This window comes from Neomoorella stamsii, from assembly GCF_002995805.1.
GTDB lineage: Bacteria > Bacillota > DSM-521 > Neomoorellales > Neomoorellaceae > Neomoorella > Neomoorella stamsii.
In genome coordinates, this window is record NZ_PVXL01000078.1 from 22,760 (window position 1) to 37,872 (window position 15,113).

Here is a 15,113-nt window from a genome sequence, read left to right on the forward strand (position 1 = left end):
CCGGGGCTGTTAGCAACATTGAACACGGCAACGAAAAACCAGGTGCCCGTCGCGCTGCCAAAGGTTAACCTCCTTCGTAGCCAAGGTGATTCCGGTCACCTGGTAGATACTCCCGAACCCATTTCCGGGATTATACGAAGACTTCAATTTGAAGACTTCCGCTTTGTATAATAATAGAGTATTATTCGCCGTTCATGCAAAAAATCCTGCCGGACAACAATCTCTTCATTAAAGTAATTTTAATTAAGGAAAATTTAAAGGAAAATAACTTCCGGCGTAGAATATTATATCCCTAAAAATTTTAGGGAGAAAGTCCATGTTTGCCGACTTATTGGCTGCCAGGATTGATAATCTGGGTACAGAAACGGCCTTCCTCGTTCTGGCAAGGGCCAGGGCCCTGGAAGCCCAGGGTAGGGAAATCATTCACCTGGAAATCGGCGAGCCCGATTTCGATACCCCGCGCAACATAATTGAAGCCGGCATTCGGGCTTTAAATGCAGGTTACACCCACTATACCCCCGCCCCCGGCCTGCCGGAAGTGCGGGCGGCCATCGCCGAGTATGCCACCAAACAAAAAGGCGTTCCCTATACTGCTGAGGAAGTCGTCATCACCCCCGGCGGGAAACCCATAATCTTTTTCACCATCCTGGCCCTAGTCAATCCCGGCGATGAGGTCATCTACCCCAACCCCGGTTTCCCCATTTACGAATCGGTCATTAATTTTGTGGGAGGCAAAGCCGTCACCCTTCCCCTCAGGGAAGAGAACGACTTCCGCCTGGACGTCGGCGAACTGGCAGCTTTAATTACCCCCAAGACCAAACTCCTGATCCTCAATTCCCCGGCCAACCCCACCGGCGGCGTCCTTACTCCAGAAGACGTGGCCCGCATTGCCGATCTGGTAAGGGGGAGGAACATCTTTGTCCTCTCCGACGAAATCTACGACCGCATCGTCTATGATGGCGTCCGGCCGGTTTCCATTGCCGCCCAACCCGGCATGAAAGATTGGACCATTATTTTAGACGGTTTCTCCAAGACCTACGCCATGACCGGCTGGCGGCTGGGTTTCGGTCTCATGCACCGGGAACTAGCCGAAGCTATAGCCCAGTTGATGGTCAACTCCAATTCCTGCACGGCAGCCTTCACCCAGAAGGCGGGCCAGGAAGCCCTGACGGGACCCCAGGATGCCGCCGCGGCCATGGTGGCCGAATTTAAAAAGCGGCGCGACTTTATTGTTGACGGTCTGAACAGCATCCCCGGCATCACCTGCAAGCGCCCCCTAGGTTCTTTCTACGTCTTCCCCAACATTAAAGGCCTGGGACGTTCCAGCCAAGAATTGGTAACCTTCCTCATGGAAAAGGCTGGTGTGGCCGCTTTAAGCGGCGCGGCCTTCGGCAAATACGGCGAAGGTTATCTGCGCCTTTCCTATGCCAACTCGATAGAAAACATTGAAAAGGCCTTGGTAAAGATTGCCGCTGTTGTGAAAGTGCTATGAGATAACATCCCCCTTCAATAAATCTCGCAAAATAAAAGATTGAAGCGCAGCATAAAGGCTAGATTCCATGCGAATGCATATTCTCCTGTGAAGTTATATCCCAGCATTCCCCTTCATCTTTTTCTTTTGCAGCTGAGTATTGCAGGATTATAACGGCTGCTATAATCATCATACTACCAAGGAACTGAGTTGCGGTCATTCTTTCCCGGAAAATCAGTGCGGACAAAAACATAGTTACCGGTGCTTCGACAGTACTAATAATGCTGGCCTTAACGGGACCGACCAGTCTAACACTGATCCATAAAAATACCAGCCCGAAAACTGTAAAAATAACTATACTGGCCATTAAAACCCAGTTCCCCAGCGATATATCAAAAAGAATCCCCCTGCTCACCAGGCCCGCCAGGCCGTATGATATAGTCGCTCCCATCATAATATACATAGTTACCACGATAGGTTCAATTTTTTTCATTATATTTGTTCCTATTATTAAATAGGTGGCATAAAGCATAGCTGCCCCTATGCCGTAAATGATTCCTGCCAAATTAACTCTGACAAAAGAAGACCTGAGCAATAGAACAAGACCCAGGGTAGCCAGTACCAAAGCTATTCCTTTCTGCCTCGTTAATTTTTCCATTCTCAAAAAAGCTGCACTTACCGCAACAAAACTGGGATAAAGGTAAAGCAAGATGCAGGCCAGAGAAGCAGGTATAGTAGTAAAAGAGAGCATATAAAGCCCCGACATGCCCGCATAAACTAATGCCCCGAATAAAATTAATTTTACGACCATACGAGCGGAGAGTTTTCTGTCGCCCCAGTAAATTCTTTTGTATAACCAGATAATCAATACTACCCCGAGGAAGCGCAATAACAAGACTGTAATTACGTTTAACCCACTATGGTAGGCAATTTTAGCAAGAACAGGGGCAATTCCGTAGGCGATCCCGGAAATTAACGCCGCAAGCGTGCCCAACTTTATTTTATTCACCCGCATACCTCCCAAAAAATGGGCGGCGCCCGGGCAATCCCTTAAAATTACTTAGCCCAGGCCGCATACAGATTTGATATGAACAGCCTCGTAAGGTATTGTTCTGGAAGATAGCGGGCAAAATTACCCGTAAATCCGTTTTTTAGTAGCACCTATGAATTGCATGCACAGCGACGCGGCCGTTAAAGAGGTAAGGTTTTGAACATCCCATGGTGGAGATACCTCCAGGAGATCCATACCACGGCAGAGAGGATGCTGCCCGATGGTCCAAATTGCTTCTAATAGATGGTAAGAAGTTAATCCACCCGTGTTGGGGGCGCATGTTCCGGGAGCATAGGCTGAATCTAAACAATCTATATCGACACTGATCCAGATAGCCTCCGTGCCATCACCGGCTATTTCCAGGGCCTGTTCAACTACATCTTCGATGCCCCGTTTATGCACTTCCCGAGCCGGAATTACAGTTATCCCCTGCTCTTTACAATAGTTCCCATAATATCTCGAGGCCAGCCAACCGTTAATGCCAATTTCCACGAGATTTTTAGGTTGTAATGGATTCTTTTCCGGTTCTTCCATCAACCTGCGGAAAGGAGTCCCGCTCGAAATCATACCATGATGATTTTTCCTGACATCCAGGTGGGCGTCAAACATTATGACACCCACATTTCCATTGACATTATTCATCAGTGATTTAACATGTGGATAGGTTAAACCGTGGTCCCCGCCCAGGATTAAAGGGGTTACACCCTGTTTAATAATCTCTGTTATTACTATCTCAACCCTCTTATGAGTTTCCAATACATCGGTAAAAATTACATCTATATTACCAAAATCACTGATCTTTAGACCTTTAAGGTCAAAATCAAGGCTTGGCTCATATATGTTCGAAAAAACCAGGCTATTTCTTATGCTTTCCGGCCCGAAACGACAGCCAGGTCGATACATAACAGAAGTATCAAAAGGAACGCCAACGATACCCAGATCTACAGTATCCATCTGCCTCCAGTCGCCCATAATCTCTGCCAATTTGACATCATAATCGTCCGGGCAAAAACTACCATAGCCTTTGGCTGATAGTAAATACCTTTCTGCTTCCTCATTAAGTCTCATAACCATACTCCTCTCACGTTGTTTTATTGATTAACCACAAATATCCAGAATAGCCTGAGCATAAACTTTTGTCGCCAATTCAAGATGCTTGACAGGTATATGTTCTTCCGGCGTATGGGCAAATGCTTCGTCACCCGGACCGAAGCCCACAGTCGGGATACCCTTGTCGGCAATAAAAGCTCCATCGGTACCGAAAATCCACGCTGATAGTTTGCCTTCTTCGCCCATAACCTTTGACCGCGCCTTTTGTAGGCTTTGCACTACCTTTTCTTCAACAGGAGTATATAATGCCAAACCCCATTTGGTAATCTCAACATCGGCATCAAAGTCGGCTATTACCTTTTGGGCTTGCTTTATTATTTCCTTGTATTCGGCAATTATCTTTTCCCGGGTTTCCCCTGGTAAAAATCGCCGGTCAAAGTACACATGGCATAGGTCAGGCACGATCGGCGCCTTACGTTCGGTAACTGCGCGAATATCAAGGACGGTGGTGGTACAATCACCCAGTAGTTCGTGCTTGGGAAGTTTATAATTCTCTAGGTAGAAGTTTATAAACTCACAGGCTTTAATAACGGCATTAATCCCGCGACTGGGGTTGGAAGCATGGCACATACGCCCTTTTACAGTTAGTTTCACTTCGGCATTACCGCGGTGACCTAAACAGACGTTTAGATTTGTAGCTTCACCGCAAATTGCCATATCGGCGGTGATTTTATCATTATCCAGCATATAAAGGACGCCTTCAGCTGCACTTACCTCTTCCAGAGAGTTACCGGCAACAATTACATCCCCTTTTAATTTTATACCAGCCTTTTTAACAGCAGCTGCAGCATAGACCATGCAAGCCATGGCCCCTTTCATATCGACAGCGCCTCTTCCATAGATAACCTCTCCAACAATACCAAAAATGGAGCCATCCATTAATTCGCCCGAAAAGGGTTTTATCATAGTACCTGCTTCAGCATGGTCAATATGCCCAACTAAAAGTAAAGAAGGCCCATTACCAAATCCTTTAATCCTGCCAATAACATTGTTAATCGAATCAACATAAACTTCATCATAACCAAGTTTTCTCATTTCCCGGGCAATAAGTTCGGCTACCTGCCTTTCATTGCCGCTCTCACTTGGGATTTGCACCAGAGCCTGCGCAAACCTTATCACTTCGTCCACGTTAATGTAATCAAAGATAGATATAGAAACCCCTCCCCCGATCGTAACAATCACCAAAAAATAGATGGCGCTATTACCCGAACAGTTTTTAACCCACCTCACACATTCATATCAGGAAAAATTAATATTGTGTATTTAAAAACTATCCCCTCCCTCTCGCAATATAGCTGTACGAAAAGGTACAACCACATCGTTATAGATATCAATTCCCTGGGGACAGACGGCAGTACACCTTTTACAAGAAATGCAATTATGCAACCCTCCATATTTTACCATTAAAATCCTGGCTCCACCATCAAGTGGATGAGACTTATATCTTGCCAGCTGGACGAATATACATGGCCCGTAAAATTCGAGGGGAACCCTGCTAAAAGACGGGCATACTGACATGCAGCAAAGGCATTCTACGCAACAAGTAAAGTATTTGTACTGTTGATAATCTTCCTGTGCTACTTGCTTGGTGCCACGCGCGGTATTTTCTAAAAAAGGCCTAATATGCTTGAGTTTATTATTATAAGGTTCACGATCAATGATTAAGTCTTTTATAACAGGGTAATTGGCCAGGGGCTCGATAACAATATCTATATTTTCAATGTATTCCTTGCATGATAATACCGGTTTCCCGTTAACAACTACTGCACAACTACCGCATCTCCCTATCCCGCAGGAACTTCGGAAAGCAAGCTCGCCGTCAAAGTTGCGCTGGATATATCTCAGAACATCTAAAACCTTCATCTTTCCGCCGGCTTCAATTTCATATTTAACGTAATAAGGCTTTCTGTCGGTAAATGGATTATACCGGTATACACTAGCTAGAAAACTCTTTTTACTCAACAATACCGCCCCGCCTGTAGTCATTTAATTTTTTACATGGGACTAATTGTAAGCTTAGCCGGCCATTAATAAAGGTAATCTCCGTATTCACCAGCCATTGCTCATCGTTGCTTTCGAGATAATTTTCCATAACATGGGCACCCCTGCTTTCTTTCCTGGCCAGCGCAGAAATTACCATGGCTTCTGCTAATAAAATCATGTTTTCCACCTGGAGGTAATAGTACAGCTCTCTGTTAAAAAGAAGGTCCTTTCGGGATATACCTGTATTAGTTTCAAGATTAGCCTTCAGCTCAGTTAATATCTCCCTAGCCTTTTCCAATCCACCGGTGCTCCTAATTATTCCAACGTGTTCCCACATTACCTGCTGCAAGGCTTCTAGGATATGGCCGGGTTGATATTTTCTTGTCCCTTTATTAAGAATGGTCCTCAACCGGGCAATTTCTCCCGAAATGCTATCCCGACCCGGTGGATAATAATCTGTTTCTCCAGCATATAACCCGGCGGCTCTACCAGCTCTACGACCAAACACCAGGCATTCGAGAAGACTATTGTTCCCAAGACGGTTGGCTCCATGGAATCCGCCGCTCACTTCACCCGCCGCAAATAAACCATTTAGCGCCGTCTTCCCATTCTCATCAATTTTAATGCCACCCATAAAGTAATGGGCAGCGGGACTGATTTCAATCCTATTAGAGTTTATATCGATCCCACAACTATGAAGAATTTTGCACTCTTCGTCAAAAGATCTAAGAACGTCCACAGGTAGCCCGGAAATATCCAGATAAACCCCTTTATTTGGCGTTCCATTGCCGGCAATAATCTCCCTGTAAATGCTCAAGGAAATAAGATCGCGGGTACCCTTTTCCAGGGAGATAGGGTCGTACTTTGTCATGAACCTTTCGCCCTTATTGTTATAAAGCCTGCCGAACTGGATCATCCCCAAACAGTATCCGTGAAGGGCTTTCGGCACAATTACTGTAGCAGGATAAAACTGGTAAAATTCCAGATCTTTTAAAGTACAGCCTGCTTTTAAAGATAAAACCATCCCATCACCTGTGGACTGATCGCAATTAGTTGTCAGAGGATATAGCTGACCTGCACCCCCGGTAGCAATTACGACCGCCTTAGCTAAAATTAACACCAAGCATCCACGGGCGAAATCTACAGCCATTGCTCCCTGGACCTGTCCCTTTTCCTTGAATATACAGGTTAAAAGGACATCCCCCTTCATTGTTACACCAAGTCGCTCCGCCTCAGCGCGTAATACATCTACAATAACCTTTCCTGTCCGGTCCGAATGGAGCAGTGCTCGCGGATAACTGTGACCATTCATGTCCAAAAGTTTATACCGCCCATCTTCCCTTCGTTCAAAAAACATCCCTATTGCTTCTAGTTGCCTTATGCTCTCTTCCGCCTCCTCTACCATAATTTTAACCAAATGTGGATCATTGAGGCCCTTACCTGCCTTTATGGTGTCCTTGTAGTGAAGCTCAACACTGTCTTCCGGTATTTCGTCTTTAATAACCGCAGCAATGTTTTGTGCCCCAACAGTGCATCCGCTTTTCCCGATTAGGCCTTTATCAATCAGCATTACCGTACATCTAGTCTTTGCAGCCTCTATTGCTGCTATCAGGCCCGCGCAGCCGGAACCAATTACCAGAACATCTGCTTTTAAGAATTCAATTGCTAACTGCAAATTGCTCACCCCTTAGAAAGTCTTACGGCGGGCCACCAAAAAGTAAGTTAGACAAAGGGGTATGGGACAAACCAACAAGATAATTCCATACCCTTTTTCTTGTAATTTATTTTACAAATAACATCCTCGGGAAGTTAGCAAATACCTCGCATCCGTTTTCGGTAACGAGGAAAGATTCACTTATTTCCACGCCGCAATCGTCAAGCCAGATGCCAGGGATCATGTGGAAAGTCATATTGGGTTGAAGTACAGTGTTGTCCTCCGGCCTAAGACTAACTGTATGTTCACCCCAGTCTGGAGGATAGTTCAGGCCCATGGAGTATCCTATCCTTGATTCCTTTTTGAAACCACTTTTTTCTATAGTTTTGCGCCAAACCGCTTCTACTTCAGCTGCAGTTACACCTGGCTTAATAAAATCAAGCGCAGCATTTATACCTTCCACAACTACAGCAGCCAAGTCATGGACCTTCGCAGGTGCGGGTTCTAGAACAAGCGTTCTTGCCAGAGGTGAATGATAACGTTTGTAGCAACCTGCGAGTTCAATAATAACCGTATCGCCTCTTTTGTATTTTTCGTCGCTCCACGTCAAATGAGGAGTCGAGGTCTTCTCGCCGGAAGGTAAAAGTGGAACGATGGCAGGATAATCTCCGCCGAAATCCTCGGTACCGCTGATCATGCTGTGATAGATGTTAGCTACCACATCACACTCCCTGACGCCTTCATTGATATAATCAATAGCTGTCTGCATTGCTTTTTCTACGAGCCTGGCGGCCTTTTTCATATATTCAATTTCTCTAGGAGACTTTATTATTCTTACATAATTAACCAAGAGAGTAGCATCTTTAAACTTTGCATTAGGCAGTTTCATTTCCAGTCTCTTGCAACATTTAGCAGTGAAGTAATAGGCATCCATCTCCAGGCCTATAGTCTTATCGCCATAACCCTCTGCCTTGATTATGTCCGCCACATAATCCATAGGGTGTTTGACGGCACTGTGTACATAATCGTCTGTATAGGCTCTGATATTCTCTTCATCTAACCATGTGGTCAGCCTCGCCCCGTTGGCGTCCTGGCCCCTTCCAACCCAAATGGGCTGTTCCCGGTCCAACATTAGAATCAAGCACTGCGGAACATAAAAAGACCAACCGTCATACCCTGAAAGATAATTCATGTTTGCCGGATCGGCGATTACCATAACATCGATCCCGGCAGCAACCATCTTTTCCTTTGTTTTTTTAACTCTTTCATGGTACTCTGCAAGCTCGAATGGCAGCATATATCTCCCCCCGTTATATTTATAAATATTTTTTGGTAGCGTTTATAAAAGTGGAAGCATCAACACTCTTGCCAGTTATAATAACAGCAACATTCTCCCCGGGTTTTGCCAAACCCAGCTGCCTTATTGCGGCGATGCCAGTAGCGGCAGCACCTTCAACAACCAACTGGTGATTTTTGAAAAGATACGCCATTCCTTCTGCTATCGCTTCTTCTGAAACAAGAACAGTTTCATCAACCAGTTCCCGGACCATCCTGAATGTGTACTGATTATTCCGGCCTATCCCTCCTAACAAGCTGTCAGCCAGGGTGTCTTCTTCTTTAAGCATAACCGGTTTCCCGGCCCTGAGGCTGTGATACATCACCGCGCTCCGCTCCATGGACACACCGATAACCTTTATAGCAGGGTCACATGATTTTAATGCCAGGGCAATACCTGATAATAACCCACCTCCCGATAAAGGTACGATAACCTTGTCCAGTTGGGGACAGTCATTAAGCAGTTCCAAGCCTATAGTCCCGTGCCCGGAAATAACTTCCGGGTCATCAAAGGGTTGTACTATTGTCAGCCCGCGTTCGCGGGCTACCTTGTAACAGTATTCCTCCGCGTCATCCTGACCGTGACCGTGAATCATTAGTGTAGCACCCATCCGCCTTAAAGCCTGGACTTTAACCGCGGGAACCCTCTCGGAAATAAATACGAAAGCCGGAATACCCAGCCGTTTGGCAACATAGGCAGTGGCAAGACCGTGATTGCCGGTAGAAAATGTGGCAATACCGGCTTTTTGCTGTTCCGGGGTTAAGCTTAATATCTTATTGGCGGCGCCCCTGATTTTGAAACTCCCGGGTTCATGAAAGATCTCCATTTTCAAGAATATGGAAGAACACGTATCCTCCGAAATCGCTGGCGAGAAAAATAACGGGGTTTTGGCAACGATAGAGGCAATCCTCCTACGTGCTGCCCAGATGTCACGAATGTCAGGTTTGGCCAAATTGAACACCTCTATTTAACCTTTGTTCGCAGGTCGATAAGCTATTACATCAATCTCTACCAGGGCATTGCTGGGGTTGGCGCTCTGGACCGTCAGGCGTGCCGGGTAAGGCCGGGAAAAATATTCTTTATATACCTCGTTATAACCGCTGAAATCGTTTATATCCGCCAGGTAGGCGTTAACCTTGACCACATCGTCCATGGTACACCCGGCAGTAGCCAGAATAGTCTTGATATGTTCTAAGACCTGTCGCGTTTGTTCTTTAATACCGCCCTCAACGAGTTCGTCCGTGCCAGGCTTTTCAGGGGTTTGCCCGCTAACAAATATATAATCACCGGCAATGATGGCATGCGTGTATGGCCCGGCAGGTAGAGGTGTGTTTACCGGATGAACAGGAATTTTAGACATAGCCCGTTACTCCTTTCATGTTTTATTTTATTTGTTTAAGTAAGCCAGGGCTGACCTGACGTGCATCTCTACGCCAATCAACAATACGTCTTCGTCAATATCAAAAAGGGGATGGTGATGGGGATAATGGGAACTCTTTGCTTTATTTCTAGCACCTATAAAATAGAACGCGCTGGGAACCCTGCGGCTAAATTCAGCAAAATCTTCGCCACCCATAACTCGATATTCAACAATACTTTGCTCTCCTCCCAGGGTGTCCCGTGCCGCTTCTCGGACAAATTGGACCATTTCTGGCGCATTTTTCATACTGGGATTGCTGGGTATATATTTGATTTCATAATCTGTTCTGGTAGCCAGGCAAATACCTTGAATAATGCGCTCAAATTTTTCCTTGAGTATCGCTTTTTCCCGCTCTTCATCTTCTAATAAATAGCGAATAGTTCCCCCGATCTCTACTTTTTCCGGAATTACATTTCTCCAGGAACCTCCTTGAATTCTACCAAACATGATTATTGTCGGGTTGAAAACGTTAATTTCTCTGGTGGATATAAATTGCACAGCATCAACAATTTTGGCTGCCGCTATGACGGGATCTACCGCCGCATGGGGGGAGGCGGTGTGGCCTCCTTTACCGAATACGGTCAACTCAAACTCTTCAAGCCCTGCCATAATAGCCCCGTTTACCACCCCTATTTTCCCGCTATCAATGTCCGTCCAAACATGAAGGGCAAAAGCCCCGTCCACCCGGGGGTTCTCCAGGACGCCCTCCCGGATCATTACCAAAGCGCCGGCCCTGGGATCGGTAGTCTCCTCATTGGGCTGGAACAGAAACTTGATATTCCCTTTAAACTCCTGGCGATGTTTGCTTAAGACTTTAGCGGCTACAAGAAGCATGGCCACATGGGCGTCATGACCGCAGCCGTGAGCTACACCTTCGTAAATCGATTTGTAGGGTTTATCAATAATTTCTTGCAGCGGCAGGGCGTCCATATCCGCGCGTAGCAAAACCGTAGGACCGGGACCGTTACCTTTCAGCAGGCCTACCACCCCGGTTTGGGCAAGAACTTGCGTCTCTATCCCTAACGCCCCCAAATACTCACATATCATCTTGGATGTCCTGAATTCCTTGAAACCTAGTTCCGGGTGCATGTGCAAATCCCTGCGCAACCAGATTACTTCTTCTTTCAGGGATTTAATCTCATGTTTTAGCTCTGGTATCATATAACCCGCCTTCTTATATATGAAATAAAATCTTAAATTTATTACATAAAGCCTTGAAAAGGCTTCCTTATTAATCCGGAGAACACAAAATTAATCATAGTAATAAAATCAAAGACGGGCATGTTAACCGCTCGCTGCACCGCAGCGGCATAGGGAGGTAACATGCTGCACTCCAGTAAAAGCGCTTTAACTTTTGGATCGCCTGCAACCAACTGCTTTGCTACTGAAACTACTTCCTCCTCGATTTTTTCAGCATCTAGGATTCCGGTTTCTTCGATAGCTGCACGGCGAAAGTGTTCTTGGTCTTCTAGACCGCGGATATTTACAGGAACGTCTCTGGAAATGCCCGCAGTCTCAAGTAACCTATTATTTACAGCTTTACTATTGGCTACGATTATACCTACCTTTTCATCTTCTTTTAGCATTCGTGAAATAAAAGGTACCTGCAGCAGGCTGGATAAAAATACTGGCACTTCTAATTGATTGGCGACCTCCCTTTGATATATAGCCAGGAAGCCGCAGTCCCCGGTAATGGCCCGTACACCCTCTTGAACCAGTTCACGGCCTGCCGATATTATGGCATCGAGTACGTTCCAATCATGTTCAAATACCCTTTTTGCGGTCAGACCCTTAACAACTTTAAAGCGTACGGGAAAAGAATAGGTAGTTGCATTACCCACATCACCGGGAATAAAAGGTGCGTAAGTCTCCAGGAGCAGGATACCTATTGCCTCACCGTAGCTGACCTGCCCTTTTCTCGCCTGGTAAATCATAAGCTCACCTCTTTCTATGCAAAACTTTAATGACCGCCCAGCATGGCGTTAGGCAAAAAGAGGCACAGTTGCGGGAACATGATGAGCACGACAATCATCATTAGCGTCATTAAAAGAAAAGGCCAGATGTGGGCAATAATCTCCAGATACGGTCGCCGGAATATTACCTGAGCCGTAAAGATGTCACAGCCGAAGGGCGGTGTTATCGTTCCCATTGCCACCTGAGTTGTAACTATAATCCCTAAAAGGAGAGGGTCTATCCCCACCATGGCAACATATTTCGCAAATATCGGCGTAAGAATATACATGGCAACCAGGCCGTCAACAAGCATACAGGCAACCAGATAAGCTAGATTTATAGCGATAATTACTTTTAAATAAGAAGGCTGAGTTCCCAGTAGCACCGGCAGTATTTTATCAGGTAATTTCAGGAAGCTTATCAACCAGGAAGCCACCTGGCCCGCACCTACGAGAATAAAGACCACGCCCGTAACTACACCCGTCGCTAGGGCTGCATTGAAAATAGTTTTTATACTTAAAGCGCGATAGACGAGCCATTCCACTAGCAAGGCATAAAGGACAGCAGCGGCAGCAGCTTCGGTAGGGCTAAAAATCCCGGCGTAAATACCGCCGATAATAATAACGGGGTAGCCAAAAACCCAAATTCCCTCTTTTACGCTTTCCATCCTTTCCTGCCAGCTGGCCTTTTGTTCAGTGTAGCCGATCTTTTTAACCCTGGAGTAGATAATGCTATAAGCGCAAAAGAGAATACACAAAATAACACCAGGTACAATCCCGGCCATATATAATTTACCAATGGAAGTACCTGTTATAACCCCATATACGATTAGAATAACACTTGGTGGAATAAGCAGGGCTATTTCCGCCGAGTTAAGTATTAATCCAAAGGTAAACGAACTTGGATATCCGGCGCGAAGTAATATAGGCCGGAAAGTGCCTCCTATTGCCGCCAAGGTTGCCTGGGCGGAACCCGATACAGCTCCAAAAACGGTACAGGCCACACTACTACTAACTGGAATGCCTCCGGGCAAGTGACCCAGCCAGGACATTATCATGCGCGCCAGTTTTTTCCCCGTTTCCCCGTGGATAATGATCTCCGCTCCAAGAATATAAAGGGGCACACATACCAGGGCCGGTGGGCTGATACCAGTTACTATTTGCTGAACCAAAATTTTTGGATCCAGCATTGGCAAATTAATCTTTAGGTACAGCATCAGGGTTCCTAGAATGTTTAATATAAAAGGAAAGCCGATAAATAATAATACACCCAGTAGCAAAGCCCATAGCATTGCCGTAACTCACTCCTCATATTCGCTTTTCTGCTCGGGGGACAACCACACTTCCTTAACAACAATATTTTTTATGACCGTTCTTACGTATTCCACACCCATTAAAAAGAATCCGATAGGTATAATGGACCAGATCAGCCAGTAGGGGATCTGTAAAGCAGGCGTAAGTTGTGCCCTCGATTTGGCGACCATTACATAATCATAGGCATAGCCGGTCATTTGAAACGTTATAAGCGCGCCCATACAGGCAGTAAATATTATCAATACTTTTTGGATAACAGGTCTGGCAGCGTCGAAAACTGCGCTCATGCGGATATGCCTTGCCCTCCTGACCCCATAGGCCGAGCCTATAAAAGTTATCAGGATCATCATAATTTGCGATAGCTCTTCTACGAAAAAGATGCTGCGATCAAGCTGCCTGGCTATGACATTGATTATCCACATTGATGCTACAAAAATAACGCCACATACCATACCCCAAACCTCAACTATCTCTAAAAACGTGCTTATCTTATCCGTTATTTTTTTAAGCGCATCCACCCCAGTAGCCTCCTAACTTAGATAACCTCACGGCGAGAAAGGACCCGCCGTGAGGTTTCATTAGGTTTGAGCCTCTAATAGCAAGCTTACAGTTTTATACCGAGTGCTTTTTTGGCGTTTTCTATATCTTTTTGCAGCACATCAAGGACTTCCTTGGCCCCCTGGCCGCCGATTTCAAGGAACTTGGGATAGACCGTCTCGGCCCTTTTCCTAAATTTCCCAATTTCCGCATCGCTGAGTTCAATAACCTTTATCTGGGGTTTTTCTTTAAGCATTGCCGCTAAATCTTCTTTGTGCCGTTCTTCAATCCATTTACCACTGGGTACAACTGCGTCCTTCCACCACTGCCGCATCTTTTCCTGGGTTTCTTTGGGCAGAGAGTCAAAGAACTGGGCATTGACCGTGGGAATACCCAAGAATGGCTCATTATAAGCCTGGATGAAGTAATCCTGCACTTCATAAAACTTGGAACTCCTGATGGCAAAAATAGGATTTATCTGGCCTTCGACGAGCCCCGTCTGCAAAGCGGTATAAACCTCGCCGAAAGTTATAGGAGTAGGCACAGCGCCATAGGCTTTATAGTTTTCTACTAACAACTTGGAGCCCATAACCCTGACTTTGAAGCCGTTCATATCGGCCAGGGAGTTGATCGGCTTCTTTGAAGTAATCGTCTGCCAGCCTTCAAACATTACTCCAAGCGGTACAAGGCCTTTCTGGCGGAAGTATTTTTCCAGCACCGGCATGAACTCACCGTTCTTTACAACCCATTCCAGGCACTCGATTATACGTTCCTTTGGCCAGATATAGTTTAATGCCAGTACCTGGGCCTCGGGGACAAAGGAACTGATCCAGGCAAAGTCAGAAAACACGTACTGTACTACCCCGAGCTGGCAGAGCTCATTGATGTCACGGGATTCACCCAGGGTACCAAACGGGTAAACGGTAATATCGATGTTTCCATTTGACGACTTTTTCATTTCTTCGGCGAATTTTTGGGCCCATACGGTCATGAAGTCGCCCTCGATCTCTTCGGATGCAAATTTGGCTTCGATCTTCTTCTCCTGGGTTGTATTACCGGAAGAGGTGTTGTTATTCTTCTTATCTTCCTGCTTTCCACACCCTGCAATCGCTATTGATAATACAACCAGAAGGCTCATTAAAATTACTATTAATCTTTTATTCATTCTCTACTTCGCCCTCCTTCAAATATATTTTTTGCTTTTAGACAACCCGCTTTTTTCCCACACCTTCGTATAAAGAACCTTTTCCTTTTCCTGGCCCGATATTCACCCCCTTTTTTATCT

Annotated in this window: 14 protein-coding genes and 1 riboswitch; of the genes, 1 reads left to right on the plus strand and 13 read right to left on the minus strand. The window is 45.7% G+C overall.

The features are described from left to right. Positions 1-57: 57 nt before the first annotated feature. Positions 58-158, minus strand: a riboswitch (purine riboswitch). A 158-nt stretch (positions 159-316) separates the two neighbouring features. After that, a complete protein-coding gene (locus MOST_RS15760; protein ID WP_054936632.1) occupies positions 317-1,492 on the plus strand; it encodes a pyridoxal phosphate-dependent aminotransferase in 1,176 nt (391 codons plus the stop codon). Between the two features lie 58 nt (positions 1,493-1,550). On the opposite strand, the gene MOST_RS15765 is transcribed toward MOST_RS15760, so the two are convergent. From MOST_RS15765 to dctP, 13 genes are all read right to left on the minus strand, one after another. Further along, a complete protein-coding gene (locus tag MOST_RS15765; RefSeq protein ID WP_054936633.1) occupies positions 1,551-2,480 on the minus strand; it encodes a DMT family transporter in 930 nt (309 codons plus the stop codon). A gap of 123 nt (positions 2,481-2,603) precedes the next feature. Beyond that, positions 2,604-3,590: an agmatinase family protein gene (locus MOST_RS15770; protein WP_208974837.1), complete on the minus strand. Its 987-nt coding sequence runs from the start codon at positions 3,588-3,590 to the stop codon at positions 2,604-2,606. Between the two features lie 30 nt (positions 3,591-3,620). Then, the gene (locus MOST_RS15775; RefSeq protein WP_054936635.1) at positions 3,621-4,760 is read right to left on the minus strand and encodes a M20 family metallopeptidase; all 1,140 of its coding nucleotides are present in this window, start codon (positions 4,758-4,760) and stop codon (positions 3,621-3,623) included. A gap of 135 nt (positions 4,761-4,895) precedes the next feature. Beyond that, the gene (locus tag MOST_RS15780; protein WP_054936636.1) at positions 4,896-5,594 is read right to left on the minus strand and encodes a succinate dehydrogenase/fumarate reductase iron-sulfur subunit; all 699 of its coding nucleotides are present in this window, start codon (positions 5,592-5,594) and stop codon (positions 4,896-4,898) included. After that, positions 5,587-7,290 (minus strand): L-aspartate oxidase, encoded by a 1,704-nt coding sequence (locus MOST_RS15785; RefSeq protein ID WP_054936637.1) that lies wholly within the window; start codon positions 7,288-7,290, stop codon positions 5,587-5,589. Before MOST_RS15785 ends, MOST_RS15780 begins: the two co-directional genes overlap by 8 nt. A 106-nt stretch (positions 7,291-7,396) precedes the next feature. After that, on the minus strand, positions 7,397-8,566 hold the full coding sequence (locus MOST_RS15790) for a M24 family metallopeptidase (RefSeq protein WP_181950124.1): 1,170 nt from the start codon (positions 8,564-8,566) through the stop codon (positions 7,397-7,399). A 19-nt stretch (positions 8,567-8,585) separates the two neighbouring features. Next, positions 8,586-9,557: a pyridoxal-phosphate dependent enzyme gene (locus MOST_RS15795; RefSeq protein WP_170067061.1), complete on the minus strand. Its 972-nt coding sequence runs from the start codon at positions 9,555-9,557 to the stop codon at positions 8,586-8,588. 15 nt (positions 9,558-9,572) lie between these two features. Continuing rightward, positions 9,573-9,965, minus strand: coding sequence for a RidA family protein (locus tag MOST_RS15800; RefSeq protein WP_054936639.1), 393 nt, complete (start codon positions 9,963-9,965; stop codon positions 9,573-9,575). Positions 9,966-9,992: 27 nt separating this feature from the next. After that, positions 9,993-11,186 carry a M20 metallopeptidase family protein gene (locus MOST_RS15805; RefSeq protein WP_054936640.1) on the minus strand — a complete coding sequence of 398 codons (1,194 nt, stop codon included), beginning with the start codon at positions 11,184-11,186 and terminating at the stop codon, positions 9,993-9,995. 41 nt (positions 11,187-11,227) lie between these two features. After that, on the minus strand, positions 11,228-11,959 hold the full coding sequence (locus tag MOST_RS15810; protein WP_054936641.1) for an aspartate/glutamate racemase family protein: 732 nt from the start codon (positions 11,957-11,959) through the stop codon (positions 11,228-11,230). A 26-nt stretch (positions 11,960-11,985) separates the two neighbouring features. After that, positions 11,986-13,269, minus strand: a complete 1,284-nt coding sequence (locus tag MOST_RS15815) for a TRAP transporter large permease (protein ID WP_054936642.1) — start codon at positions 13,267-13,269, stop codon at positions 11,986-11,988. A gap of 9 nt (positions 13,270-13,278) precedes the next feature. Continuing rightward, positions 13,279-13,809: a TRAP transporter small permease gene (locus MOST_RS15820; RefSeq protein WP_054936643.1), complete on the minus strand. Its 531-nt coding sequence runs from the start codon at positions 13,807-13,809 to the stop codon at positions 13,279-13,281. A gap of 86 nt (positions 13,810-13,895) precedes the next feature. After that, positions 13,896-14,993: a TRAP transporter substrate-binding protein DctP gene (gene dctP / locus MOST_RS15825; protein WP_054936644.1), complete on the minus strand. Its 1,098-nt coding sequence runs from the start codon at positions 14,991-14,993 to the stop codon at positions 13,896-13,898. Positions 14,994-15,113 lie beyond the last annotated feature (120 nt).